The organism is Acetobacter aceti (assembly GCF_002005445.1).
In the GTDB taxonomy this organism is placed as follows: Bacteria; Pseudomonadota; Alphaproteobacteria; order Acetobacterales; family Acetobacteraceae; genus Acetobacter; species Acetobacter aceti_B.
The window spans coordinates 2,206,532-2,232,072 of sequence record NZ_CP014692.1 but is presented as its reverse complement, the minus strand read 5'-3'; the positions used below and the strand labels follow the sequence as shown (position 1 = coordinate 2,232,072).

The following is a 25,541-nucleotide window of genomic DNA, read 5'->3' as shown; positions in this document are numbered from 1 at the left end:
AGTCCCTGTCTTACGGCAGAGGATGTTTCAGGTCGAGTTTCGCGCGCATTTCAGCAACGTCTCCCGCTGAAATCCGGTGGGCGCGGGCCGTGGCGATCTCTTCCGGAGTGATTTCTGGTGCGGGTTTAGTCTGGCCCTGCCGGGAAAGCCACGAAAGAATAGTGGCGGCTTCCTGATCAGACAGATAGCGGAACAGGGGCATCTCGGCGCTGTAACGCGTGCCTGCGGCCCTGATCGGTCCACTGACGCCATTCATGAGCACTGAAGCGAGATAAACCCGTCCTTCCGGCGTCGATGCTATGCGGTCAATCCTGCCGCTCAGAGGAGGTACGGAACCCGCCATGCCCTCTCCACCATGGTGGCAGATGCCGCAGTTGGACCCGTAGAGGTAGCGGGGGCTTTTATGACGGGAGCATCCGGTGGGAAGAATGAGGACCGCCAGAAGCAGGATTAACTTTTTTCTTGCCGACATGTTAGAAATGTTTTGAGAGAACAAACGCATGAGACCTGCTTAAACATCCGGGTTGTTCTGGTCGCAGGTGGCATGCTTGCCACTCTGGAGCACGGAAGGAATTCTGAATGAAACCTATGATGTCCTGTCGGTACCTTTTTTTAGCTGCCGCCTGCGGGCTTCTTGTGTCAGCGGTCTCTCCGGGGGCTGCATTCGCTGCAACACGGGAAGAACAGACGGCTGCCTGCAAAGGGGATGCTCTCAAATTTTGCGCATTCTCGATCCCGAATGAAAAGAAGATCGCGGCATGCCTGCAATCGAAACGAGACAAGTTGAGTCCAGCCTGCAAGGCGATGTTCCCTGAAAAGAAGACAGGGAAAAAGTCAGCGGGTAAAAAGAACTGAGTGCAGGAACAAAAAAGGCCGGGTCAGAGGCCCGGCCTTTCTGTTTTACTGTTGTCCGCCGTGTTCTACGCCAAGAAGCTGAATCTTGAAGATCAGCGGGCTGTTTGACGGGATGATCCCCATTTCACGTTTGCCATATCCCAGCTTGGCCGGGATATAGAGCATCCAGGTATCACCCACATGCATCATCGGCAGCGCTTCCATCCACCCCTCAACCAGACCATCCAACGGCATACGCATGTAGGCGCCCTGGCCATGCTGGTCGGAGCTGTCGAAGATTGATCCATCCGGCAGGCGGCCTTCATAGATCAGCATCATGCTGTCGCCCTTGCTGGGGGAAGGACCGTCTTTCGGACCGGAAGCCAGAACCTTGTAAGCCAGACCGTCAGGAAGAGTCTTGACGCCGGGCTGAGCGATTTCCTTCTGCATGATCTGCTCGGGCGTCAGCTCCGGGTCCTCATGACTGCATCCTGCCATCGGCAGGCAAAGCAGTCCGCCCAGAAGCAGGGCAGGGAGGCGGATTGAAGTCAGTGAAGAACGCACAGTCATTCCCTCAAAACATTTCCGGAGTATCATTCTAACGGCTGTGTGCCCGCTCAGAGCGAGCCACCCCGTCGGCCGATCTGACCACCCAGACGCAGGCGCAGGGCGTTCAGCTTGATGAAGCCCTGAGCATCCTGCTGGTTGTAGGCGCCCTCGTCGTCCTCAAAGGTCACGACGCGGGTGTCATAGAGGCTGTTCGGGCTTTCGCGGCCCACGCAGATCACGTTGCCCTTGTAGAGTTTCAGGCGGACGCGACCCGTGACGGAGTGCTGGGACGTGTCGATCAGGGCCTGCAACATGCGGCGTTCCGGCGAGAACCAGAAGCCGTTGTAGAGGATCTCGGCATATTTCGGCATCAGGCTGTCCTTGAGGTGCATGGCCTCGCGGTCGAGCGTGATGGATTCGATGCTGCGGTGAGCTGTCAGCAGGATCGTGCCGCCCGGTGTCTCGTAGATGCCGCGCGACTTCATGCCGACAAAGCGGTTCTCGACGAGGTCGAGGCGACCGATGCCATTGACCTTGCCCAGTTCATTCAGCTTCGTCAGCAGGGTGGCCGGAGACATGGCGACGCCGTTGATCGCCACCGGATCGCCCGAGACGAAATCAATGGTGATCTCGGTTGCGACATCCGGTGCGGCCTCCGGCGAAATCGTGCGCTGGAAGACAATTTCTTCCGGCCCGATAGCAGGATCTTCCAGCAGTTTGCCTTCGGAGGAAGAGTGCAGAAGGTTCGCGTCCACGGAGAACGGCGCTTCGCCGCGCTTGTCCTTGGTGACTGGAATCTGATGCTCTTCCGCGAACGCCAGCAGGCGGGTGCGGGAAGTCAGATCCCACTCACGCCATGGAGCAATCACGGTTATGTCAGGCTTCAGCGCGTAATAAGCCAGCTCGAAGCGGACCTGATCGTTGCCCTTGCCGGTCGCGCCATGCGCCACGGCGTCGGCGCCAACCTGCTCGGCAATCTCGATCTGGCGCTGTGCGATCAGCGGACGTGCGATGGACGTGCCGAGAAGATACTGGCCTTCATACAGCGCGTTCGCCCGGAACATCGGGAATACGAAATCCTTCACGAAGGTCTCGCGCAGATCTTCGACGAAGATATCTTTCACGCCGAACATTTCGGCTTTTCTGCGGGCCGGTTCCAGTTCTTCGCCCTGACCGAGATCGGCAGTGAAGGTGACGACCTCACAGCCATATGTGGTCTGGAGCCACCGCAGGATGACTGAGGTATCGAGGCCGCCTGAATAGGCCAGAACGACCTTCTTGATCTGTCGGGTGCCTTCGGCCGGGGCCATGCGCATTCTCTCCGGGTTTCTGCGGTGGGTCGGAATGGAAAAGCAGCAGACCTTTGCCCGCCACTCTCTTTGCGGCGTCAGTAGCACCCGCGCCGGTGTTGCACTAGTCCCAAGCCGGAGAGAGGCGCCTTAATTCAGATCGAATCTTTTCACTCGCCGATTGCGGCACCGCCGGGATGACGGTGGTCTGCGCCACCAAACAGGAGCGTCTGCTCGTTGCGGTTGGGTGCCAGAACGCCCGTGACGATGCCTTCGGGAATGCCCCATGCCGCGTGGTCGTGGAAAACATAGCCCTGTTCGCTCAGGGTTTTGGCGACGGTCGCGTCGATCGCACCTTTTTCGATTTCGATGACCGAGGGTTCCCACTGTTCGTGAAAACGTGGCAGATCAATGGCTTGCTGGATATTCAGGTGATAGTCGATCACGCCGGTGATGACTGACAGCACGATGGTGGGGATACGCGAACCGCCGGGGCTGCCAATGACCATGACCGTCCTGCCGTCCCTGGAAACAATGGTCGGGGCCATCGAGGAAAGAGGAGTCTTGCCCGGCTGGATGGCGTTGGCCTGACTGCCGATAATGCCGAACATGTTGGGTTCGCCGGGTTTGGCGGAAAAATCATCCATTTCATCGTTCAGGAAAAAGCCTGTTCCGGGTGCGATGACCCGTGCTCCAAACCACCCGTTGAGCGTGTAGGTGGTGGAGACGGCAAGACCGGAAGAATCCATGACCGAGAACTGTGTGGTTTCGTGTTTTTCTCTGTCGACAGCCCGGGAGGAGCCTGCGTCTGACCGAGCCGGGACAGGAGAGCCCGCTGTCAGGGTCTCTGATTTCACCGCGCCTGCATTTGGCAACGCCCCCCGCACCTGCACGGCATAGGCAGGGTCCAGCAGATGATCGACAGGATTGGTGACAAAAGCCGGATCACCCAGATCGCGCCGGTCGGAATAGGCATGACGCATGGCCTCGATCTGCTGACGGAGAGCAGTAGCGCTGTGCAGCCCTTCCGCTCCGAGATCATAGCCGGACAGGATCGTCAGCATCTCGCACAGGGCGATGCCGCCGCCACTCGGCGGAGGCGCCGTGTCAATGTGATAGCCGCGATAGGAGCAGGTCAGCGGCGGCATGATGCGAGGTCTGTAGCGGCTGAAATCCGCCATCTGCAGGATGCCGCCATTGCGCTTGCTGGCATCGACCACGCGGCGGGCTATGTTGCCTTTATAAAAGACATCCTCACCATGACGGGAGATTTCTGCAAGGGAGTTGGCCAGATCGGTCTGCACAAGGCGGTCGCCGGGACGGAATGACTGCCCATCCGGCCGCAGAAAAATCTTGCTGACGACAGGATCAGCGCCGAACTCCTTTTCAAAGGGACGAAGCAGGGCGACGTCGCCTTCCTCCAGAACGAAGCCGTCCCGCGCCAGACGGATGGCGGGTTCCATAAGCCTGGCGCGGGAAAGGTGCCCCCAATGCTCTCTCACATATTCAAGGCCAGCGACGGTTCCCGGAACAGCGACTGCTTTCCATCCTGCTGTCGAAAGGGCAGGGATGACCTGTCCGGCGGCATCCTGAAACATGCCGGGTGTGGAAGCGAGAGGCGCTTTTTCACGAAAATCTATGAAAACAGCCGGTCCCTGACGTGGTTTCAGAACCATGAAGCCGCCACCGCCAATATTGCCCGCAGCCGGATAGACCACAGCCAGCGCATATCCAACGGCGACGGCGGCATCGGCGGCATTACCGCTCTGCGCCAGTATTTTCGCGCCGATTTCGGAGGCAAGATGCTGTGCGGAGACCACCATCCCGTGACGGGCCACAATCGGTTTGTCAGAGGCTTCCGGCTGGATCGACGCCGCATAGGCGAGAGGGTCGGGCACTCCGGCAGGCATGGCCGGCGTCTGTGCCCATCCGGTCGATGACACACTCAGGCAGACGATCAGCCCCGCCGTAAGGGAAGTAAAGCAGGGTCGATATTTCTTCCGTGGAAGGAAGCGGGCGGCGGGGGAAGACAGCACTGGTGATATCCTGCTGCAATGAAAAAGGATCTGAGTCCTGAAGGCTGTTTCAAAAGCCTTTTGCAGGTCAGTTTTTTAAATCATAACGAAGTTTTGGGTGAGGCTTTGCCGGAAAGCGCCAAGGGGAGCCGCACATTCGAAAAAGATCGCACCAGACTGCACCTGTTGTTTAGCGGTCTATTCGAGAGAAGCTTTTGGCGAAACCTTTTGGAAAAAGACGACAGCCAAAAACCTCTTCATTTACTCTCGACGATTTTCCTGAAAATCGCTTCTCAAGCGCCGTAAGGCGGCCGCGTATATCCCTTGGGAGAGAGCGTGAAAATCTCATACCCGCTTTCCGTGACGCCCAGCATATGTTCGAACTGCGCTGTCAGGGAACGATCCCGGGTTACGGCTGTCCAGCCATCTTCGAGGATTTTCACTTCCGGTTTGCCAATGTTGATCATCGGCTCAATGGTGAAGACCATTCCAGCTTTCAGTTCCAGACCGGTTCCGGGTTCACCGAAGTGAAGGACATTTGGCGCTGCATGGAAGGTGCGTCCAATGCCGTGACCACAGAAGTCTTCGACAACGGAGTAGCGCTGGTTTTCCGCGACCGTCTGGATCGCATGACCAATATCGCCAAGCGTTGCGCCTGGGCGAACCTGCCTTATGCCGGCCATCATGCTGTCATAGGTGACATCGATCAGCTTTTCGGCCTTTTTGGGGGCTTTGCCTGCGATATACATGCGGCTGGTGTCGCCATACCAACCGTCCAGAATGCACGTAACGTCGATATTCAGGATGTCACCGTCCAGCAATTTACGATCACCCGGAATACCGTGACACACGACATGGTTGATCGAGATGCAGCACGATTTCGGGTAGCCCCGATAACCGAGCGTGGCGGGTGTTGCGTTATTCTTCAGCGTGAACTCGTGAATGATGGTGTCGAGTTCGCCTGTCGTCACTCCTGGGCGCACATGCTCGGTAATCATGTCGAGCGTCTCTGCAGCCAGCTTTCCCGCTGCGCGCAAACCCTGAAAGTCTGCTTCGGTGTGCAGGATAATCCCGTGACGTGCTGATTTCCCCTCCATCATTTTCCCTCGTCTTCAGCCAGTTGTGAGCGGACAATGCCGCGTCTGACACGTGGGTGCAAGGGAAGGAGGCCCCATCAGAACGATAGGACCTCCTCGAACTTCAGGATGAGAGACCGTTCGTATCCTGCTTTTCCTCGCCTTCTTCCGGAGCCTCGGCAGCCGGGGAAGGAGGGGAGTTTTCGAGATATTCGAAAGAAAGTTCGCCATCCTTGACGGAGATCTTGACGGCTCCGCCTTTTGCCAGACGTCCGAAAAGAAGCTCCTCGGACAGAGGTCTCTTGATCGCATCCTGAATGACCCGGCCGAGAGGGCGGGCGCCATAGAGACGGTCATATCCACGTTCCGCCAGCCACTCTTTGGCAGCGGACGACATTTCAATGGTGACATTCCGATCCGCCAGCTGTGCTTCGAGTTGAAGCACAAACTTTTCGACCACACGACCGACCGTTTCGGGCTGGAGGTTGCCGAACGGAATGATCGCATCAAGGCGGTTGCGGAATTCCGGCGTGAAGAGACGCTTGATCGCTTCCTGATCTTCGCCCTCACGCGTGTCGCGCCCGAAACCGATGGCTTCCTTGCTGAGATCAGCCGCCCCCGCATTGGTCGTCATGATGAGGATGACGTTGCGGAAGTCCACTGTCTTGCCGTTGTGGTCCGTCAGCTGCCCGTGATCCATGACCTGCAGCAGCACGTTATAGAGGTCCGGATGCGCTTTTTCGATTTCGTCCAGCAGCAGCACGGCATGCGGATGCTGATCGACGGCATCCGTCAGCAGGCCGCCCTGATCGAAGCCGACATAACCCGGAGGCGCGCCAAGCAGACGGGAGACGGAGTGGCGCTCCATATATTCGGACATGTCGAACCGGATCAGTTCAATGCCGAGAGTGTTGGCGAGCTGACGGGCGACTTCGGTTTTACCGACGCCGGTAGGACCGGAGAACAGATAGTTGCCGATCGGCTTCTCGGGCTCACGCAGACCGGCACGCGCCAGCTTGATGGCGTCTGCCAGCGTCTGAATCGCCTTGTCCTGACCGAACACCATGTTCTTCAGGTCACGCTCCAGAGCGCGCAGCACTTCCTTGTCGTCAGCCGACACGGTCTTGGCGGGAATGCGGGCGATCTTGGCGATCGTGTCTTCCACGTCCTTGAGCGTGATGGTTTTCCGACGCTTACTCTCAGGAAGCAGCATCCGTGACGCACCGGCTTCATCAATGATGTCGATGGCTTTGTCGGGAAGTTTCCGGTCGTGGATATATTTGACCGACAGCTCCACGGCTGCACGGATAGCGTCATCCGTGTAGCGAACCTTGTGGTGCTTCTCGTAGTTCGTTTTCAGGCCGCGAAGGATCTTCACGGCATCATCGAGATTCGGTTCTTCGACGTCGATCTTCTGGAAGCGACGGACGAGGGCGCGGTCTTTCTCGAAGTGCTGCCGGAACTCCTTGTAGGTTGTCGAGCCGATGCAGCGCAGTGTCCCGGCTGCAAGCGCTGGTTTCAGCAGGTTGGAGGCGTCCATCGCACCGCCTGACGTGGCTCCTGCGCCGATGACGGTGTGGATTTCGTCAATGAACAGGATCCCGCCGGGATTGTGCTCAAGGTCGTTCACGACGGCCTTGAGGCGTTCCTCGAAATCACCGCGGTAGCGCGTGCCAGCCAGAAGGGTGCCCATGTCGAGAGAATAGATGGTGGCGTTCAGAAGAACTTCCGGAACGTCGCCTTCCACGATTCGTTTGGCCAGACCTTCAGCGATGGCGGTTTTGCCCACGCCGGGATCGCCCACATAAAGCGGATTGTTCTTGGTGCGACGGCAGAGAATCTGAATGGTGCGTTCGACTTCCGAATCACGACCGATCAGGGAATCAATCTTGCCGTCGGCAGCCTTCTTGTTCAGGTCAACGCAGTAAGTGGCCAACGCATCGCCGGTTTTGGCGGCTGCGCCGCGTCCCTTTTCTTCACTGCCGGATTCGTCTTTTTCGGCTGAGCCTGTGGGCGCGCCGTTCGAACTCCGTCGTACAGATCGATCCGGCGCCTTGGCGATTCCATGGGAAATGAAGTTCACGGCGTCGAGACGCGTCATGTCCTGTAGTTGCAGGAAGTAGACGGCATGGCTCTCGCGTTCGGCGAAGAGTGCGACCAGCACATTGGCGCCAGTGACTTCGTCGCGGCCTGTGGACTGCACATGAATGGCAGCACGCTGAATGACGCGCTGGAACGCCGCTGTGGGTTTCGGTTCTGTGGTTCGCTCGGCAGTCAGACCTGCCAGATCCTTGTCGAGGAACTCGGTCAGATCTCCACGGAGCTTGTCCAGATCGACACCGCAGGCGCGGAAGACAGTTACAGCGTCCGGGTCGTCAATCAGAGCAATAAGAAGATGCTCAAGCGTTGCATATTCATGGTGCCGCTCACCCGCCAGCGTCAGTGCCCGGTGCAACGTCTGTTCGAGATTGCGTGACAGCATGATCAAGACACTCCTTTCGCCGTCTGGCGTATAAGGCCACGCTGCCTGAACGTGACCCTGTCACCATATTTGGGCTGTTCCGAAAGAAATGCCAGCCATAAGACGGGCCGTTGCGGAAAAAATTTCATAACCCTGTCACTTGTCCGGCCGAAAAGATGAGGAAAACACTGTTCTCCTGATCCTGAAACAATGAGGTTTAAAAGCGGTTAGGATAAAGAACCTGCCGGAAATGGAGCAGGGTCCGATAAAATTTGTCTGAAACCGGGCTTTGCGGCTGGCAGGGACGTGTGTTATTCAACTCAGTGAGAGGCCTGTGATGGACGGGCGCCTTGCCAACCCGGTCAGATCCGGAAGGAAGCAGCCGCAGTAAGTTTTGCTCGGGTTGTCGCAGGTCTCTCACCCACTCCTTTGAACAAGATGATCAGATCCGTTAAAGAGGCTGTAGAGCCCCTGACACAAACCTGTGCGGGCCTAAACGGATTAACCGGAACCATGCCAGACACTGATACAGAGGCGGAAGACGATCTGCCGTTGCCGCCGGGTGACGGGATGGGACTCTTCTTCGGTGACGCGCCGACAGAAGTATCTGTGCCGCAAGCTTCCACTCCATCGAATGTAGCGACTGTTCTGGGATCGGATATTCTGGAGGCGTCTCCGGAAGAATCACCGAAGCCTGCGGTTGCCTATCGCGTTCTGGCCCGTAAATACCGGCCCGCCACTCTGGACCAGTTGATTGGTCAGGATGCGCTTGTCCGTACGCTCAGAAATGCTTTTGCGGTTGGCCGCGTCGCACACGCCTTCATGCTCACCGGCGTCCGCGGGGTCGGCAAGACCACTACGGCCCGGATCATCGCGCGTGGTCTCAACTGTGTCGGCCCTGACGGCAAGGGAGGCGCAACAGCGGACCCTTGCGGTGTGTGTCCCAATTGTGTGGCCATTCTGGCTGACCGTCATCCCGATGTGCTGGAGATGGATGCCGCCTCCCGCACTGGTGTCGATGATGTCCGTGAGATTATCGAGGCCTGTCATTTCCGTCCGATTCAGGGGCGCATGAAAGTCTTCATCATCGATGAAGTGCACATGCTGTCCCGCAACGCTTTCAATGCGTTGCTGAAAACGCTGGAAGAGCCGCCCCCGCAGGTCACTTTCATTTTCGCCACGACCGAACTGCGGAAAGTGCCGATCACGGTCCTGTCCCGCTGCCAGCGATTTGATCTGCGTCGTGTCTCCCAGTCGGAGTTGCTCTCCTTTTTCACAGGCATCGTCGAAAAAGAGCATGTATCCGCAGAGCAGGAGGCGCTGAAGCTGATCGCCCGCGCGGCTGATGGTTCGGTGCGTGATGGTCTGTCCCTGCTGGATCAGGCGATTGCACAGGGCGCCGGCACGCAGGGGGCGAGCGACGGTAGCGTCACGGAATCCGGTGTTGCGGCCATGCTTGGCCTTTCCGACCGTGCGGCGATTTTTGATCTGTTCGACTGTCTGATGCGCGGTGATGTGACGGAAGCGATCCGGCTTTCCGACAGTATGTATGACCGGGGTAATGATCCCGGGCTGATGCTCCGTGATCTGGCCGAACTGACTCACACGGTCACGCGTCTGAAAACCGTGAAGGGGCTGGAAGACACGCTCGAACTGCCGGAAATGGAGCGGACCCGAGGGGCTGCTTTCGCGGGTTCTCTGTCGCTCTCCACGCTGTCCCGGCTCTGGCAGATGCTTCTGAAAGGAATTTCGGAAGTCGATGACGCGCCGCTGCGTCGCGAGGCGGCGGAGATGGTTCTGATCCGTCTCTGTCATGCCGCGACCATGCCGCCGCCGGAAGAGTTGCTGAAAAAGCTGCGGTCCGGTGAAGTCGTGAAAGGGGCCGCTCCCGTAAATCGGGTGGCCGATGACGGGCGGGATTCGCCCCGCTCCATGATGCCGTCGCCGGATGACGGAAGCAGGCGGCAGAGAGTCGCCAATGAACGATGGGGCGACACAGGCGAGGGGCCATCCGAGCCGATCCCACTGGCGAGAGCCGCCGCGCCATCAGGTCCGCAGCCCCCCAGAAGCTGGCGTGAACTGGTGGCTTTCGTGAAGGACAGCCGAGAGGCGACCCTGCACGGCCATCTGCGTCATTCCACTCATCTGGTAACATTTGCTCCCCCGCTGGTTGAAGTCCGTATCGACAGCCCGGCCCCCCCTGACCTTGTGAAACGGTTGCAGGAAATGCTCCGCGCCAGTTTCGGAAATGAGTGGGTGGTTCGGCCGGTGGAGGCTCAGGGCGAGCCGACACTGGCCGAGCAGAGCGCCGAGATTATCCAGCTTCATAATCGCCGTTCGTCGAATCACCCGCTGGTGCAGGCGATTCTCAATGTGTTTCCCGATGCCGAGCTTGGTGACGTGCGGGATCATACGCTCGACGATCATTATGGGCTGCCTCCCGAAGATTTCGGCTCTCTGGAAACGGAACCGCTGGCAATAGGGCTTGACCCGGAACTGGACGCCCCCGAAGAACAGGACTGACAGTGTGATGCTGGTCAGGTCACGCTTGTGGTCGCCAGCCATTGTGTATGCAGGGATGATTGAACATGAAAAATCTTGCCGGACTGATGAAGCAGGCTTCGCAGATGCAGTCGAAGATGGAAGAAATGCAGGCCAGTCTCGAAAAAATCGAGATTCAGGGCAGCGCCGGTGCGGGCATGGTGACCGTTACGCTCAGCGGGAAGGGTGACCTGAAAGCGATTACGATCGACCCGAAGCTGGCTGATCCGACCGAGATGGAAATGTTGCAGGATCTGATTGTTGCCGCCTGTGCAGACGCGAAGACGCGTCTCGACAAGACAGCATCTGAAGAAATGCAGAAGGTCACGGGCGGTCTGAACCTGCCGCCGGGACTGAAGCTGCCGTTCTGAGCCACGGTCGTCCGGTTTTAACGGATGGCTGTTGCCGATATTGATCACCTCATCGGTCTGATCGCCCGCCTGCCGGGGCTTGGTCCACGGTCGGCGCGACGGGTGGCGCTGGCGCTTCTGCGTGATCCGCAGCGTCGGATGCTTCCGCTCGCTCGTGCGATGGAAAACGCCGCAATGTCGGTGAAGACCTGTTCCGTCTGCGGTAATCTGGATGTGACCGATCCCTGCCGGATCTGTGCCGATCCCGACCGTCCGCATGATATTGTGTGTGTTGTCGAAACCGTCAGCGACCTATGGGCGCTGGAACGCGCCGGCGCGCATCGTGGTGTCTATCAGGTGCTTGGTGGTGTATTGTCAGCACTTAAAGGTATTGGTCCGGAAGACCTGAACGTCGACTCCCTGTTCGAACGGCTGAGAGAGGGTTCCGTAAGGGAAGTCATTCTGGCTCTTGGATCGACCGTCGAGGGGGCGACGACCATGTACTGGCTGCAGGAAAAGATTGCTTCCTACGACGTGGTCGTCAGTCGCGTGGCGCAGGGAGTGCCGATGGGCGGCGCGCTGGATGTGCTGGATGATGGCACGCTGGCGGCGGCGGTGAGCGCCAGACGACTGATATAAAAACGCCAGACATAGTGAAGAGAGACGGAATGACCGCTGAAGCCTCCCTCGCCGGAACATTGATTGCGCCTGAGATTCCCCGCATCGCGTTCATTACAGGCGGAGCGCAACGGCTGGGACGCGCTATGGTGCTGTCATTGGCGGGAGCGGGTTTTTCCGTGGCGGTGCATTATCGTTCAGGCGAGGAGGATGCTCACTCTCTGAAACGGGAAGTCGAAAGCATGGGGCGGCAATGCTGTCTGTTTCGTGCCGATCTTTCTGGGGAGAGAGAAGTTGCCGGTCTCATTGCGAAAGCTGTCGCCGAACTGGGCGGACCTGTCGGTGTTCTTGTGAACAACGCGTCCACTTTCGACAGGGACGAGTGGAACACGGTCACCCGCGAAAGCTGGGACGCGCATATGGAGCCCAATCTGCGGGCTCCATATGTGCTGACGCAGGAGTTTGCGAAGCAGCTTCCTGCCGATCGGGAAGGGATGGTGCTGAACATGCTTGACGAGCGTGTGTGGTCCCTGACACCTCATTTCGTCAGCTATACTGTTTCCAAATCGGCGCTCTGGACGCTGACCCAGACCATGGCGCTGGCGCTGGCTCCAAAGAAAATCCGGGTCAACGCCATTGGTCCGGGGCCTGCGCTGCCGAGCACACGTCAGACGGAGGAACAGTTTCAGGCGCAATGCCAGGCTGTGCCGCTTGGGCGAGGAACATCGCCTGAAGAAGTGTCGCGTGCGCTGCTGGCGTTTTTGATGCTGCCGTCAGTGACAGGGCAGATGCTGGCTCTTGATGGTGCCCAGCATCTCCAATGGTATTACTCCCCTTCGCCGTCCAGTAATGTGGTGGAATAATAGAGCAATGACGATCCTCGCTCCCTGGCCAGCAGATCTGGCTGTAAGACGGCTCTTTCTCAAGGATATGATTGTTGACGCCTATATAGGCGTTTTTCCGCATGAGCATGGCGTGACGCAACGTGTTCGCATCAATGTCTCGTTTGGTGTCGATGACAGTCGGGATCTGACCGAGGGTGTGGACGACCTCAGCCGTACGGTCTCTTACGAGACGGCTGTTCTGACGATCCGCCGTCTGGCGACGGAAACACACACGCAGCTTGTGGAGACGCTGGCTGAGCGTATCGCCATTGAGGTGATGAAGGATCGTCGGGTGCGGGTCGTTCGTATCAGCGTTGAAAAGCTCGATATCTTTTCAGACCTTGATTCAGTCGGGGTTGAGATCGAGCGATGGGCGATGGAGTAGAGGCACTCTTGCTTTTCTCAGGCACTGAAACTGTTCGAACCTGTGAAAAATGTATGTGAATAATCATGTGGCGCTTTCGGATTCTGGTGGAAATGCATGATTATTTCAACGGAAAGACTCAATTTGCGTTCGTGGAATGACGCGGATTGTCTGCCGTTTTCCGATGTGTCCACAGATCCTGAGGTCATGGAGTTCATGATGCCCCTCAAACGGGACAGGCATTAGGTGCGCGGGTTGATCAACCGATTGTCACCAGAAAGCGTATGGTTTCTGTTTCTGGGTTGTTGAACGCAAGGAGAATTTGCATTTCATTGAAACAGTCGGGCTGCGCCGCGTTGGCTCTGAGGCGGATTTTACAGCTGCGGTCGAAACAGCCATATTGAAGTATTTCACAAAATGTCTGATTATTCTGGCAGGTGAAGCCAATAAAAAAGCAATTACAAAATTGCAGAAGCGTGTATTGATATAATTTATCAAGCTTATGATGGAAATACAGATATCGCTATTCATGTAATAAATTATTTATGTGACAGTTGTATTGTTTTAGAATTACAGGATTTTGTGTAATCCATTCAGTTAGGTACCCAGAAATACTACCTTTTATATTTCTGGGGCTGAAAATCGTTCATGATCAAATGTTGTGTAAAAATTACTCTGGTCGCACCAGAATATGATGCTTTTTGCCGGATGACAGCTTGATCGCTCCATCCACGGCATCTGCCAGCGAGACAATCAGTCCTTCGTCCTTGACCTGCATGTCATTTACACGCGCACCGCCGCCACGGATCAGGCGACGTGCTTCGCCATTGCTGTTGGCGAGACCCGCTTCCGTGAAAATGCGAAATGCTGGAATGCCCGCTTCAAGATCGGCGCGAGGCAATGTGCGCGTCGGCAGAGCTGTCGCAGCAGTTCCGGCTTCAAAAACCTTTCTCGCTGTTTCTTCAGCTTCTTCCGCCGCTGAACGACCATGACAGAGCGCGGTGGCTTCTGTTGCGAGCACCTTCTTTGCATCGTTGATGCTGGCGCCCTCAAGCGCGCCCAGACGGTTGCATTCTTCAATCGGCAGATCCGTGAACAGCTTGAGGAAGCGCCCGACATCGGCGTCTTCCGTGTTGCGCCAGAACTGCCAGTATTCGAATACCGGCAGCTTTTCGGCAGAAAGCCAGACAGCGCCTTTGGCGCTCTTGCCCATCTTGGCGCCGGAAGCCGTGGTGAGCAGGGGAGCGGTCAGACCGAACACCTGTTTGCTGTCCGTACGGCGCACGAGGTCGATACCCGAGACGATATTGCCCCATTGGTCCGAGCCGCCCATCTGGAGCGTCACGCCATAACGGCGGTTCAGTTCACGGAAATCGAAGGACTGAAGGATCGAGTAATTGAATTCGAGGAACGTCAGTCCCTGCTCCCGCTCAAGGCGCGAACGGACAGAGTCAAAGGACAGCATCCTGTTGACCGAAAAATGCACACCGACTTCACGGAGCAGTGCAATGTAGGACAGCTTGTCCAGCCAGTCGGCATTATTGGCGAGAACCGCATCGGACGGGCCATCACCGAACGTCATCATCTGGCGCAGGCCGCCTTCGATACCCGCGATGTTTTTGATAATGGTCTCGTCTGACATCAGCGAACGCGCTTCCTCACGGAAAGACGGATCGCCGATCTTCGCTGTACCGCCCCCGAGAAGGGCGACAGGACGGTGTCCGTGTTTCTGAAGCAGTCGTAACATCATGATCTGGGTGGCATGGCCGACATGCAGGCTGTCGGCAGTCGGATCGAAGCCGATATAGCCCGTGACAGGTCCGGCGAGCATGGCCGCATCCAGCGCTTCGGCATCCGTGCACTGGAAAAGGAAGCCGCGAGCCTGGGCTTCGCGCATGAAAGGGCTACGGAAATCTGTGGGAGTGGTCTGCTCTGTCATCACCGGTCCTGTTCGTCTCGCGGCGTTGCTTTACCACGAGGAACCGGCGGACGGAACCGCAGGACAGTGTTCGGAGAAGCTGTCCTGCGAAAGTTCTGTCAGTCTGCGGCGAGAGCCAGGCTGCGACGCGCCATGACCGTGCTGACATGGTCTTCAAGCGCGTCGACAACCTGGTCGGCCTGCTTGGCGAAAATATGATCGGCTTCCGGGAAAATCCGGTAATCGACCTGCACATTCTTCTGTGTGTTCAGTTTGTCCACCAGCTTGTGGATGGCGGGTTCCGGAGCCAGATCGTCCTTGCCTCCGGCAATCATCAGCCCACCGCAGGGGCAGGGAGCGAGGAAGCCGAAATCATAATGCGCAGCCGGAGGGGCCACGCTGATCCAGCCCGTGACTTCCGGACGGCGCATCAGAAGCTGCATGCCGACGAAGGCGCCGAAGGAATAACCGGCGATCCAGAGCGCGCCGGCGTTCGGATTGACGGCCTGCATCCAGTCGAGCGCTGCGGCTGCATCGGAAATCTCACCGATGCCACCGTCATAACGTCCCTGCGAGCGACCGACGCCACGCGAGTTGTAGCGCATGACCGAAAAGCCCATTTTTTCAAATGAACGATACATCGCATAGGTAATGCGGTTGTTCATGGTTCCGCCGTGCAGCGGATGAGGGTGGAGCACGAGAGCGAGCGGCGCATTCGGCTCGCTCGAGTGATGGTAACGTCCTTCAAGGCGGCCATCAGGGCCGGCGAACATAACCTCAGGCATTATGTTTCCGCAATTTTCTGGCTTCCGTCCCTGGGCATGACTGGAAACCTGTTTAGGACTCTGTCCGGAAAGAAGCGATGCCTCGCACTCTCTGCCGGGTTCGAAATCTGGATGCCCCTGAAGCAGGGACGCAAAATAAGCCTTCCGGAAAAATTCACCTTTTCCGGCGAGCCGTCATAATGTTTTCACTTGCGTGACATGATGGGACGCTTAATCTACCACTAATTCAGTCAAATTGTGCGCATAACCTGCGTCAGTCGGGTAAACCGTGCCTTGCACCGGCCGCAATCCTTGTTCCTTCGTGGCGTTCAACAGCCACTCTGGTGTGTCTGGCCGGACAGCCTGCAACCAGAGTTGACTCGGTGGCAGGACCATCCATTATGGTTTCCGGTCCGCTGCATTGCTGCAACATGCGCCGGGCTTGGTGGATACGATCAATGTTTCCCACGAATCGTGTCCCTTGAGCCACATATAGCGGTTCGAGAACGCAATTTGCCACATAAATCGTATAATTGTGATCAAAGGCATTGAAATCAGCCAGAAAACCAGTCTTGTCCGGTTCTCTGGCGCTCAGTAAAAAGCCCGGCTGCCATGATTTATCTCGACGCAAATGCGACGGAGCCACTGCGTCCGGAAGGGCGGGCTGCGGCTATCGACGCCATGTCTCTCGTCGGTAATCCTTCGTCGCCGCACAGCGCAGGGCGACAGGCGCGCACCATTCTGGATCACGCCCGACGACGCCTTTCGGCTCATCTCGGCGTGCATCCGGATAACTGCATCTTCACTTCCGGAGGCACGGAGGCCAACACACTGGCCGTGAAAGGTCTGGGAAAAGGTCGCCGCCGCCTTGTCGGTGCGACGGAACATGACGCCGTGCTCAAGGCGTCCGATGACACCGATCAGGTGGAAATCCTGCCGGTTCTGACGGATGGACGGATCAATCTTGCCATTCTGGAAGAAAAACTGGCGGATCGCTCTCAGGAAACACTCGTCTGCATCATGCTGGCCAACAACGAGACCGGCGTCATCAATCCCGTCAGGGAGATCAGCCGTCTCTGCCGCGCCGCACAGGCGGCATTGCATGTGGATGCCGTTCAGGCGGTTGGTCGTCTGCCGGTCAATCTCACCGACCTGGGAGCAGACAGCGTTGCGCTCTCAGGTCACAAATTCGGTGGGCTGAAGGGAGCCGGAGCCTTGGTTCTGGCAGGAAATGGACCGGTGGTCGTGCCGCCGTTACAGGCCGGAGGAGGTCAGGAACGGGGGCGGCGGGGAGGCACTCAGGCGCTCCCCGCCATCGCCGCCATGGCTGCGGCTCTGGATGCCGCATTGGCTCACTCTGTCGATCTGAGCACTTTTCGGGACAAAATTGAGGATGCGGCTCGGGGGCAGGGAGCGGTGGTCTGTGGTGCGGAGGCTCCCAGACTGGCGAACACGTCCTGCCTCGTCCTGCCGGATGTCCGCAGCGAGGCCCAGTTGATTGCGCTGGATCTCGCCGGGTTCTGTGTTTCTGCAGGATCTGCCTGTTCTTCAGGTAAGGTCGGCGGTTCGCATGTGTTGCATGCAATGGGGCTGGGGGAGATGGCGGCAAATGCACTGCGTGTGTCGCTCCCATGGAATGTGGAAGCCCATCATGTGGATGAGTTCATCCTGGCTTACGCCAAGATGGCGGCGCGAAGAAAAGGAGGCTGATGGAACGGGCCTTCCTCAGCCGTTAGCGCGAAAGATCGCTCCAGCCGACCAGCGTTGTGTGGGAGTCAGCCAATCCTGCGCGAAAGCCCGGACTGCACAGAGCCGCCAGTTCGGCTGCGTGCTCATACGTCGGCATAAGCTTCTGAAGCAGCGCATTCTTGTGCGTGGCAGGATGGAAATAGATTTCCGAAACACCGGCAGGCAGATGCGCCGCCAGAGCCGCGACCCGATCCGCCGTCATGTGACCGCTCCACTCGATGCCGAAACACCAGTCGTTCGTCACCATGCCGGCGGAGCGTGCCTGCCAGCGCAGCAGCTTTGTCCAGCGGCGCAGGGCCGCCGCGCCGAAGCTATCGACGTAGTTGCCCGCCGCCATCAGTGGTTCTGGCGGCTCAAGCGGCACACGCACGGCACGGAGGCCATGTCGCCTGCCACTCTCGATCATCAGCTTCCCGACAGTCGGATGCAGATGCATGTGCTTGTGGGCGTTGGCGTGGTCGAGCGTAAGGCCCGTTCGTGCAAATGCCGCGAACTGCGCCTCGATTTCGGCCGCAAGCTGACGTCGCACATCAGGGCGGAAAAAGTAGTTGATGCCCAGTTTCAACTGATCGGACGGAAACTGCCCATCGGGAGAAACCAGCAGCGGAATCTGGGAAGGTGGAAGGACACATGGCCCTTCGATCACCACCAGATGCAGCCCGACTTTCAGTGTCGGGAGTCTTCTGGCGCGTTCGATGGCGTCTTCTACAGCAGGACCAGCCATCATCAGGCTGGCTGTGGAGAGAACGCCATCGCGGTGCGCGATCTCGATCGCTTCGTTGACTTCGACTGACAGGCCGAAGTCATCGGAGGAAATGATCGCGCGCCGCATGGTCGTCTGGTCAGGCGGCGTTACGGTCGCGCAGGAAGTGGAAGAACTCCACGCCCTCACGCAGACGACGCTTCATCATCTGCGGGCTGCGCACCATCTCGCCGACGATGGAAGCGATCTTCGGAGCGCGGAAGTAGAATTTCTTGTAGAACTCCTCGACGCCGTTGAAGATTTCCGTGTGCGACAGGTGAGGGTAGTGCAATGGCGCCATCTGCACGCCGTTTTCGTCGATCAGCTCGGCATGGGACTCATCGAACCAGCCGTTCTCGATCGCTTCCTTGTGCAGCGCCGTGCCCGGATATGGAGCGGCGAGGGACACCTGCAACGTGTGCGGATTGATGTCCTTGGCGAATTTGATGGTTTCCTGAATGGTTTCCTTCGTCTCGCCCGGAAGGCCGAGAATGAAGGTGCCGTGGATCTTGATGCCCAGTTCGTGGCAGTTCTTGGTGAACTCACGCGCCACTTCGACGCGCATGCCCTTCTTGATGTTGTGAAGGATCTGCTGATTGCCGCTCTCGTAGCCGACGAGCAGCAGACGAAGGCCGTTGTCTTTCAGGATCTCAAGGGTCTTGCGGGGAACATTGGCCTTGGCGTTGCAGGACCACGTCACGCCCAGCTTGCCAAGCTCTCTGGCGATGGCCTCGGCGCGCGGCAGATCATCGGTGAAGGTGTCGTCGTCGAAGAAGAACTCCTTCACCTGCGGGAAATACTGCTTCGCCAGACGGATCTCGGCGGCGACGTGCTGCGGGCTGCGCGTGCGGTAGTGGTGGCCACCGACCGTCTGCGGCCACAGGCAGAATGTGCAGCGGGACTTGCAGCCACGACCCGTATAGATCGAGATATACGGGTGCATCAGATAGCCGATGAAGTAGTCTTCGATCTTGAGGTCGCGCTTGTAGACCTCCGTCACGAACGGCAGGCTGTCCATGTTTTCGATCATGGCGCGGTCACGGTTGTTGACGATCTCGCCTTCGCTGTTGCGATAGCTGATACCGTCGACGTCCTTGAACTCGCGGCCTTCGGCGATTTCCTTGATCGTGAAGTCGAACTCGTTACGGGCGACGAAATCCACCACTGGCGCCTTGAGCAGGCTTTCTTCCGGCTGGACCGCCACTTTCGCGCCGACGAACCCGATCTTGATGTTCGGATTCACGTCCTTGATCATCTGCGCGACTTCGACATCCTTCGTGAAGGACGGAGTCGACGTATGGATGATCACCAGATCACGATTCTTCACATCTTCAAGAATCGGCTCCATGCCCATGTTGGCGGGAGGCGCATCAATCAGACGGCTCCCTTCCACAAGGGCCGCGGGCTGGGCAAGCCACGTCGGATACCAGAAAGATTTGATTTCACGCTTGGCCTGATAGCGCGAACCAGCGCCTCCATCGAACCCGTCGAAAGTGGGAGGCTGCAGAAACAGGGTCTTTAACATGCGCGAAATCCTTAATCTGGGCATTCGCCGAAACAAAAAGTTGCAGACGGGTATCGCCAGCGCGGTCGCATGGCAAGTGTTCGTTATGGAAAGATAGGCGGTCTAACTGCGAAATACGACTATCGGCACGACCATCGATTCTATTTTGATGAGGATTCAGGGACCATCATTGGGAGAAAGTGGAGTGCCGACAGGCGGAACGGAAGGGGCGACCGCGGGATGGGAGGTGACATGCATGGTATGTCCCCGCCAATCCACGCGGGAGCCTGTCATGCTGCCGACCATGACGGCGGCCGAGAGCCAGTCACGGAAAGGCAGAAGAAGCAGTGGGATGAGGGACCGCTGGCCGACAGTCCGGTCCATCGCAAATGCACAGAGCGCTCGAAAGACCCATCCCCACAGAAAAAATGTCAGAAAACCAGTCGCGTGAGGCTGCAAAAGCGCAGCGAACGAGAGCCAGAACAGCGGAAGCTGGATGGCTGAGGCCAGATAACCTGCCGGGGCGAGGGCGCGGACCGTGCGTCCCCAGCGAAGCTCATGGATCAGCAGATCGACAAATGTGGTTTCAGCGATCGTGGTCCAGGTCATGGTTTCAGCGATTGAGATGTCCTGTCCATGGTTTCTGACAAGACGTCCAAGAATGGCGTCATCGGCAACATGGGACACCAGAGCCTGAAAGCCGCCGACCTGTTCGAGCGTCGTTCGGGAGAGAGCCATGGTCGCGCCGAGGCAGTCCTGTCGTCCCAGATAGCGGGAAAGCAGGACCCCGGGAAGAAAGTTGTGGTTGATCTGGCAGGCGGAGAACAGGCGGGGAATATTCCGGCTGGCAGGCAGGCCAGCATAGACCGTAGTCACCAGACCTGTATCGGGCGATACGAGTTTTTTTACAACCTGCTGCAGATAGTCCGGGCTTACATGGATATCGGAATCGGAAATGACCAGCAGATCATGCCGGGCATTCGGCAGCATGTTGATCAGATTGCCGACCTTGCGGTTGTCACCATGCTGCGTGCCATTGATGACAAGACACATGTCGATATGCGGGTGCCGTTTCTGAAGGTTCTCAACGATCTCGATGGCGGGGTCGTTGGCGCGCTGCACTCCGAAGACAATCTGGAATTCAGGATAATCCTGCGTGCAGAAACTCTCCAGAGCTTCCGCAAGCAGTGGCTCGTCACCATGAAGAGGCTTCAGGATGGTGACCTGTGGCTGGACGGTGTGGTCAGGACGCGCTTTTTTCTCATCAGAGCGAAAGCGAATCACCAGTAACGTGCCAAGGGCGGCCTGAACGCTCCCGGCGACACCGAGGACATCACAGAGAATGGCGAGATCGTGCAGCAGGGTCATCAGGACTGCCGGACGCCAGCTGTCTGCGTCGTATCAAACGCAACGGTAGAAAGACCGGTCGCAGGCAGGCTCCGAAGCATAGGGTATCAGTCCTCCGCGAAGGTCTTCACTTTTTTATTCAGAACAGCAATGAGACCGTTCACATCACTGGACGCCAGCGTCGAGCCGAAATCGGAACGCTGGGCAACGGTCTGACTGATATGCCCTTCCAGCAACACATCGACAATCTTCCAGCTGCCATTTTCCTGACGCATGACATAATCGATCTCCGTTCCCTGCGGGTTTTCATCCGACCCGATATGCGTCGTCACCTTCTGTTCCGAAGCAATGGGCAGCGCGCTGATCTCCGGAGAAAGGTTGAATTTCGCGCCGGAGCCTGGCTTGAAGCTCGAAAGATAACGGGCGACGGTATACTCGCGGAATGCGACCATCAGTTTCTGTTTGTCGTCAGCAGAAAGCTGTGCGTAACGGGACGCGCCCACGGATGAACGCAGAACGCTTTCCAGATCGTAGGACTGATCCACAACAGGACCCAGCTTGGCGGTGCGGGCAGCAAAACTACCTGAATTTGGCTGCTGAATGGCATCCAGCGCCTGATTGAGAGCCTGCACAGGCGCCGTGACAGCAGCGGCATTCTGTGCGTGTGCACTGAAAGACTGGACGGAAAGAGAAGCGCCAAGGGCAAGAGCTGACAGGGCTGGAAACCGTAATCTGGTCATTTGTTTTTATACTCCTGATACCATTCGCGGAGACGAAGAAAGCACTTCACTCACCCCGATTGCGTTGAGCGCTGTCTGGACGATGTGAGGGGCGTTGAGGTGAGCGGTGTTGTATTGCTCGAACTGGCTGTCGTGGTCGATGAAGATGTCCGGGAGCGTCATGGTGCGCAGGCGGACAGTGTCGAGCAGGCCGGTCTTCGAGAGATGCTGGGCGACCAGCGAGCCGAAGCCGCCGACGGAGCCTTCCTCGATGGTGATCAGCACGGCGTGGTTGCGCGCCAGCTGTTCGAGCAGTTCCGTGTCCAGCGGCTTGGCGAAACGGGCGTCGGCCACCGTCGGCGGCAGGCCGTGCGCGGCGAGCTGGTCGGCGGCCTTGAGCGCCTCCTCCAGACGCGGACCAAGCGACAGGATGGCGATGCCGCCCTTCTCGCGCCCGGACTGCTGGCCCATCTCGCGGACGATGCGGCCCTTGCCGATCTGGATGATCCCGCCCTTCGCGGGCAGCTCCAGACCATAGGTGTTGCCGCGCGGATACCGCAGCGCGATCGGGCCTTCGTCGAACTCGCAGGCCGTGGCCGTCATGTTCAGAAGCTCGATCTCGTCGGACGGCGCCATGATGGTCATGCCCGGCAGGCAGCCCAGATAGGCGATGTCGAACGAGCCCGCATGCGTCGCGCCGTCGGCGCCGACCAGACCGGCGCGGTCAATGGCGAAACGGACCGGCAGCTTCTGCAGCACCACGTCGTGCATGACCTGATCGTAGGCGCGCTGCAGGAACGTGGAGTAGATCGCGCAGAACGGACGCAGCCCTTCCGTCGCCATGCCGGCGGCGAAGGTGACAGCGTGCTGCTCCGCGATGCCGACATCGAAGAACCGGTCGGGGAATTTGGTGGCGAACCTGTCGAGGCCCGTGCCGGACGGCATCGCGGCGGTGATGGCCGTGATGCGGTTGTCCGTGGAAGCGCGGTCGACCAGTTCGCGGGCGAAGATATTGGTCCAGGACGGCGGTCCCGGAGGGGCTTTCTTCTGCTCGCCGGTGACGACGTTGAACTTCGCCACGGCGTGATACTTGTCGCCCGCCGCCTCGGCCGGCTTGTAGCCGTGGCCCTTCTCGGTGATGACATGCAGCAGGATCGGGCCTTTATCCGTGTCGCGCAGATTGCGCAGGATCGGCACCAGCTGGGTCATGTCGTGGCCATCGACCGGGCCGACATAATAGAAACCCAGCTCCTCGAACAGCGTGCCGCCGGTGATCATGCCGCGGGCATATTCCTCGGCCTTCTTGGCGGTGCGTTCCAGACGGTCCGGCAGCTTTTTCACGAACTTTCCGGCGAGATCCCGCAGGCCCATGAACTGGCGCGACGACATCAGGCGGGAGAGGTAGTTCGACATCGAGCCGACGGGCGGCGCGATGGACATCTCGTTATCGTTGAGGATGACGATCAGCCGTTCCGCGCCCTCGCCGGCGACGGCGGCGTTGTTCATCGCCTCGTAGGCCATGCCGGCGGAGATCGAGCCGTCGCCGATCACGGCGATGACGTTGCGCTCGCGGTAGGACGGATCTTCCCCGGCGCGCAGATGGTGCGCGACCGCCATGCCGAGGCCGGACGAAATCGACGTTGAGGAATGGGCCGCGCCGAACGGGTCGTATTCGCTCTCCGAGCGGCGGGTGAAGCCCGACAGGCCGCCCGGCTGGCGCAGGGTGCGGATGCGGTCGCGGCGTCCGGTGATGATCTTGTGCGGGTAGGCCTGATGGCCCACGTCCCAGATCAGCCGGTCGTCGGGGGTGTCGAACACGGCGTGGATCGCGACCGTCAGTTCCACCACGCCCAGCGAGGCGCCAAGGTGGCCGCCTGTCGTGGACACCGTCTCGACCGTCTCCGAACGCAGCTCGTCCGCAACCTGCTTCAGCTGCTCGATCGAAAGGTTCCGAAGGTCAACAGGGTAGGAAACACGGTCCAGTAAAGGAAAACGACCCCGAGTGGGGATGGGCTTGCTGTCACCTGACGAAGGCTGGGAAGGTGGTATGTTTTTAACCATGACGTCTCACATCCATCGTCTGTGTCTCACCGACAGGCTCGTCTGTGTGGAGCCATTGAAACGTCCGGGTGTCGAGACGTTTTCACAGCTTTTGAAATATGGTGTCTGGTGACACTCAGGCATCCGGGTTCACGGAACCCATGTGATTGCAGACGAACGGAATGTCGGATCATTAAAAAGTCCGGCCTGCTTGGTCGTGTTTCAGGGAGAGTTGCAAGGGGCTTTTTCCGAATGATCAGTGGGTGTGGTGTTAATGCAACAATTGTCCAATCCGCACTTGAGTGCGAGAAGGCGATTATTATATAGGCGTCAATCCGAATGCGTGGTGCCCTCGATGCACACACGCGCCATGACTTGTCCGCAGGTCTGAGCCACGAGACGGTTTCTATTCTTCTTTCCGGACATGGCCATATTATGTCCGCAACTTGATTGGATGTCGGTGTCAACACCGACCTGAGGAGCAGAGCGTAATGGCGGTACCTTTGATGCAGGCTGTCCGGGTCGGTGCGTATGTTGTCAAACAGCATATTACCCGCAGGCAGCGTTATCCCCTCGTGCTGATGCTGGAGCCGTTGTTCCGATGCAACCTTGCCTGCGCAGGTTGCGGCAAGATCGACTATCCGGCGGCTATCCTGAACCAGCGCCTCAGCCTTCAGGAGTGTCTTGATGCAGATGCGGAGGCCGGTGCGCCGGTTATCGCCATCGCCGGCGGTGAACCTCTTCTTCACAAAGAGATGCCGGAGCTTGTCCGGGCGCTGATCGACCGCAAGAAGTATGTCTATCTCTGCACGAACGCCCTTCTGCTCGAGAAGAAGATGGACGATTTCGAGCCGAACCCGTTCTTCTCATGGGACGTGCATCTTGACGGTGACAAGGAGATGCATGACGCCTCCGTCTGTCAGGAAGGCGTGTACGAGCGTGCTGTCGCGGCAATCAAGAAAGCCAAGGCGCGCGGCTTCCGTGTCTCCATCAACTGCACCCTGTTCGACGGTTCTGACCCGAAGCGTGTGGCGGCCTTCTTTGATGAAGTGATGGCCATGGGCGTTGACGGAATCATGACCGCTCCGGGCTACGCCTACGAGCGCGCGCCTGATCAGGAGCACTTCCTGAACCGTCAGAAGACGAAGCAGCTGTTCCGTGAGATCTTCCGCCTCGGGAAGGGTCACAAGTGGCGCTTTACGCAGTCGCCTCTGTTCCTGAACTTCCTCGCTGGTAACGAGACCTACCACTGCACACCGTGGGGCAAGCCGCTTCGCAACGTATTCGGCTGGCAGCGTCCCTGCTACCTGCTCGGCGAGGGTTACGCCAAGTCGTTCAACGAACTGATGAGCGACACGAAGTGGGATGATTACGGCACTGGCAACTATGAAAAGTGCGCCGACTGCATGGTCCATTCCGGCTATGAGTCCACGGCTGTCATGGATGCCGTGAAGCGTCCGTGGCACATCGCCAAGGTGGCCCTGTTCGGGCCCGAGACCGAGAAGCCGATGGCTCCGGAAATCTCTCTGGCGAACCAGCGTCCTGCCCAGTACAACTACTCCGAGCAGGTCGAAGAGAAGCTGGAAGAAATCGTCGCCCGCAAGAAACCGGCCAAGCCGCCGCGGGTCACCACAGTGGTCAGCGCATCGGCTTCAGAGAAGGCCGAGCCTGTTGACGCCGCAGACTGAACCGCGCGTTAGATAATCGACACAGACTGCACTATATGGGGCGGGACCGGTGGGTTCTGCCCTTTTTTCTTTTTGATCCTGTTCCCTGC

At 58.3% G+C, this 25,541-nt stretch carries 22 protein-coding genes and 1 other RNA gene; 10 read left to right on the top strand and 13 right to left on the bottom strand.

The genetic code is table 11. The features are described from left to right. Window positions 1-10: 10 nt before the first annotated feature. Window positions 11-502 (bottom strand): c-type cytochrome, encoded by a 492-nt coding sequence (locus A0U92_RS10055; RefSeq protein ID WP_408736082.1) that lies wholly within the window; start codon window positions 500-502, stop codon window positions 11-13. Between the two features lie 77 nt (window positions 503-579). On the opposite strand from A0U92_RS10055, the gene A0U92_RS10050 reads away from it, so the two are divergent. Continuing rightward, window positions 580-855, top strand: a complete 276-nt coding sequence (locus A0U92_RS10050; RefSeq protein ID WP_187668744.1) for a hypothetical protein — start codon at window positions 580-582, stop codon at window positions 853-855. Window positions 856-900: 45 nt separating this feature from the next. On the opposite strand, the gene A0U92_RS10045 is transcribed toward A0U92_RS10050, so the two are convergent. The 3 genes from A0U92_RS10045 to ggt all read right to left on the bottom strand — a co-directional run bounded on the left by A0U92_RS10045 (window position 901) and on the right by ggt (window position 4,582). Further along, on the bottom strand, window positions 901-1,404 hold the full coding sequence (locus A0U92_RS10045) for an FKBP-type peptidyl-prolyl cis-trans isomerase (protein ID WP_077813099.1): 504 nt from the start codon (window positions 1,402-1,404) through the stop codon (window positions 901-903). A 47-nt stretch (window positions 1,405-1,451) separates the two neighbouring features. Further along, on the bottom strand, window positions 1,452-2,693 hold the full coding sequence (locus A0U92_RS10040; RefSeq protein ID WP_187668743.1) for an argininosuccinate synthase: 1,242 nt from the start codon (window positions 2,691-2,693) through the stop codon (window positions 1,452-1,454). A gap of 149 nt (window positions 2,694-2,842) precedes the next feature. Then, window positions 2,843-4,582: a gamma-glutamyltransferase gene (gene ggt / locus A0U92_RS10035; RefSeq protein WP_077813097.1), complete on the bottom strand. Its 1,740-nt coding sequence runs from the start codon at window positions 4,580-4,582 to the stop codon at window positions 2,843-2,845. Window positions 4,583-4,726: 144 nt separating this feature from the next. Between ggt and A0U92_RS10030 the strand changes: the two genes are divergently transcribed. After that, window positions 4,727-4,993: a hypothetical protein gene (locus A0U92_RS10030; RefSeq protein WP_077813096.1), complete on the top strand. Its 267-nt coding sequence runs from the start codon at window positions 4,727-4,729 to the stop codon at window positions 4,991-4,993. Here A0U92_RS10030 and map read toward each other — a convergent pair. Continuing rightward, window positions 4,981-5,784: a type I methionyl aminopeptidase gene (gene map / locus A0U92_RS10025; protein ID WP_077814373.1), complete on the bottom strand. Its 804-nt coding sequence runs from the start codon at window positions 5,782-5,784 to the stop codon at window positions 4,981-4,983. The genes A0U92_RS10030 and map overlap by 13 nt on opposite strands. Before the next feature lie 103 nt (window positions 5,785-5,887). Then, window positions 5,888-8,245, bottom strand: a complete 2,358-nt coding sequence (gene clpA, locus A0U92_RS10020) for an ATP-dependent Clp protease ATP-binding subunit ClpA (RefSeq protein WP_077813095.1) — start codon at window positions 8,243-8,245, stop codon at window positions 5,888-5,890. A gap of 305 nt (window positions 8,246-8,550) precedes the next feature. On the opposite strand from clpA, the gene ffs reads away from it, so the two are divergent. The 6 genes from ffs (at window position 8,551) to folB (ending at window position 13,002) form a co-directional block, all read left to right on the top strand. After that, window positions 8,551-8,645: signal recognition particle sRNA small type (gene ffs / locus A0U92_RS10015), an RNA gene on the top strand. A gap of 92 nt (window positions 8,646-8,737) precedes the next feature. Beyond that, window positions 8,738-10,747: a DNA polymerase III subunit gamma/tau gene (locus A0U92_RS10010; RefSeq protein ID WP_236748082.1), complete on the top strand. Its 2,010-nt coding sequence runs from the start codon at window positions 8,738-8,740 to the stop codon at window positions 10,745-10,747. 65 nt (window positions 10,748-10,812) lie between these two features. Continuing rightward, entirely contained in the window at window positions 10,813-11,136 is a 324-nt protein-coding gene (locus tag A0U92_RS10005) for a YbaB/EbfC family nucleoid-associated protein (protein ID WP_077813094.1), read from the top strand. 24 nt (window positions 11,137-11,160) lie between these two features. Beyond that, window positions 11,161-11,754: a recombination mediator RecR gene (recR, locus tag A0U92_RS10000; protein ID WP_077813093.1), complete on the top strand. Its 594-nt coding sequence runs from the start codon at window positions 11,161-11,163 to the stop codon at window positions 11,752-11,754. 29 nt (window positions 11,755-11,783) lie between these two features. Next, on the top strand, window positions 11,784-12,596 hold the full coding sequence (locus A0U92_RS09995; protein ID WP_077813092.1) for an SDR family oxidoreductase: 813 nt from the start codon (window positions 11,784-11,786) through the stop codon (window positions 12,594-12,596). A 7-nt stretch (window positions 12,597-12,603) separates the two neighbouring features. Then, window positions 12,604-13,002 carry a dihydroneopterin aldolase gene (folB, locus tag A0U92_RS09990; protein ID WP_077813091.1) on the top strand — a complete coding sequence of 133 codons (399 nt, stop codon included), beginning with the start codon at window positions 12,604-12,606 and terminating at the stop codon, window positions 13,000-13,002. 649 nt (window positions 13,003-13,651) lie between these two features. On the opposite strand, the gene tyrS is transcribed toward folB, so the two are convergent. Together tyrS and A0U92_RS09980 are read right to left on the bottom strand one after the other, a co-directional pair. After that, window positions 13,652-14,920 carry a tyrosine--tRNA ligase gene (gene tyrS / locus A0U92_RS09985; RefSeq protein ID WP_077813090.1) on the bottom strand — a complete coding sequence of 423 codons (1,269 nt, stop codon included), beginning with the start codon at window positions 14,918-14,920 and terminating at the stop codon, window positions 13,652-13,654. Window positions 14,921-15,018: 98 nt separating this feature from the next. Further along, window positions 15,019-15,684, bottom strand: a complete 666-nt coding sequence (locus A0U92_RS09980) for an alpha/beta hydrolase (RefSeq protein ID WP_077813089.1) — start codon at window positions 15,682-15,684, stop codon at window positions 15,019-15,021. 591 nt (window positions 15,685-16,275) lie between these two features. On the opposite strand from A0U92_RS09980, the gene A0U92_RS09975 reads away from it, so the two are divergent. After that, window positions 16,276-17,373: a cysteine desulfurase family protein gene (locus tag A0U92_RS09975; protein WP_077813088.1), complete on the top strand. Its 1,098-nt coding sequence runs from the start codon at window positions 16,276-16,278 to the stop codon at window positions 17,371-17,373. A gap of 22 nt (window positions 17,374-17,395) precedes the next feature. Here A0U92_RS09975 and hpnK read toward each other — a convergent pair whose 3' ends face one another. The 5 genes from hpnK to dxs form a co-directional block, all read right to left on the bottom strand. Further along, window positions 17,396-18,244 (bottom strand): hopanoid biosynthesis-associated protein HpnK, encoded by an 849-nt coding sequence (gene hpnK / locus A0U92_RS09970; protein WP_077813087.1) that lies wholly within the window; start codon window positions 18,242-18,244, stop codon window positions 17,396-17,398. Between the two features lie 10 nt (window positions 18,245-18,254). Beyond that, a complete protein-coding gene (hpnJ, locus tag A0U92_RS09965; protein ID WP_077813086.1) occupies window positions 18,255-19,679 on the bottom strand; it encodes a hopanoid biosynthesis associated radical SAM protein HpnJ in 1,425 nt (474 codons plus the stop codon). A 156-nt stretch (window positions 19,680-19,835) separates the two neighbouring features. Beyond that, window positions 19,836-21,026 carry a bacteriohopanetetrol glucosamine biosynthesis glycosyltransferase HpnI gene (gene hpnI / locus A0U92_RS09960; RefSeq protein ID WP_077813085.1) on the bottom strand — a complete coding sequence of 397 codons (1,191 nt, stop codon included), beginning with the start codon at window positions 21,024-21,026 and terminating at the stop codon, window positions 19,836-19,838. A gap of 86 nt (window positions 21,027-21,112) precedes the next feature. Further along, window positions 21,113-21,745 carry an ABC transporter substrate-binding protein gene (locus A0U92_RS09955; protein WP_077813084.1) on the bottom strand — a complete coding sequence of 211 codons (633 nt, stop codon included), beginning with the start codon at window positions 21,743-21,745 and terminating at the stop codon, window positions 21,113-21,115. Between the two features lie 6 nt (window positions 21,746-21,751). Then, window positions 21,752-23,785: a 1-deoxy-D-xylulose-5-phosphate synthase gene (dxs, locus tag A0U92_RS09950; RefSeq protein ID WP_077813083.1), complete on the bottom strand. Its 2,034-nt coding sequence runs from the start codon at window positions 23,783-23,785 to the stop codon at window positions 21,752-21,754. 470 nt (window positions 23,786-24,255) lie between these two features. Here dxs and hpnH point away from each other — a divergent pair, with 470 nt between their 5' ends. Then, window positions 24,256-25,452, top strand: coding sequence for an adenosyl-hopene transferase HpnH (gene hpnH, locus A0U92_RS09945; RefSeq protein WP_077813082.1), 1,197 nt, complete (start codon window positions 24,256-24,258; stop codon window positions 25,450-25,452). Window positions 25,453-25,541: the final 89 nt, after the last annotated feature.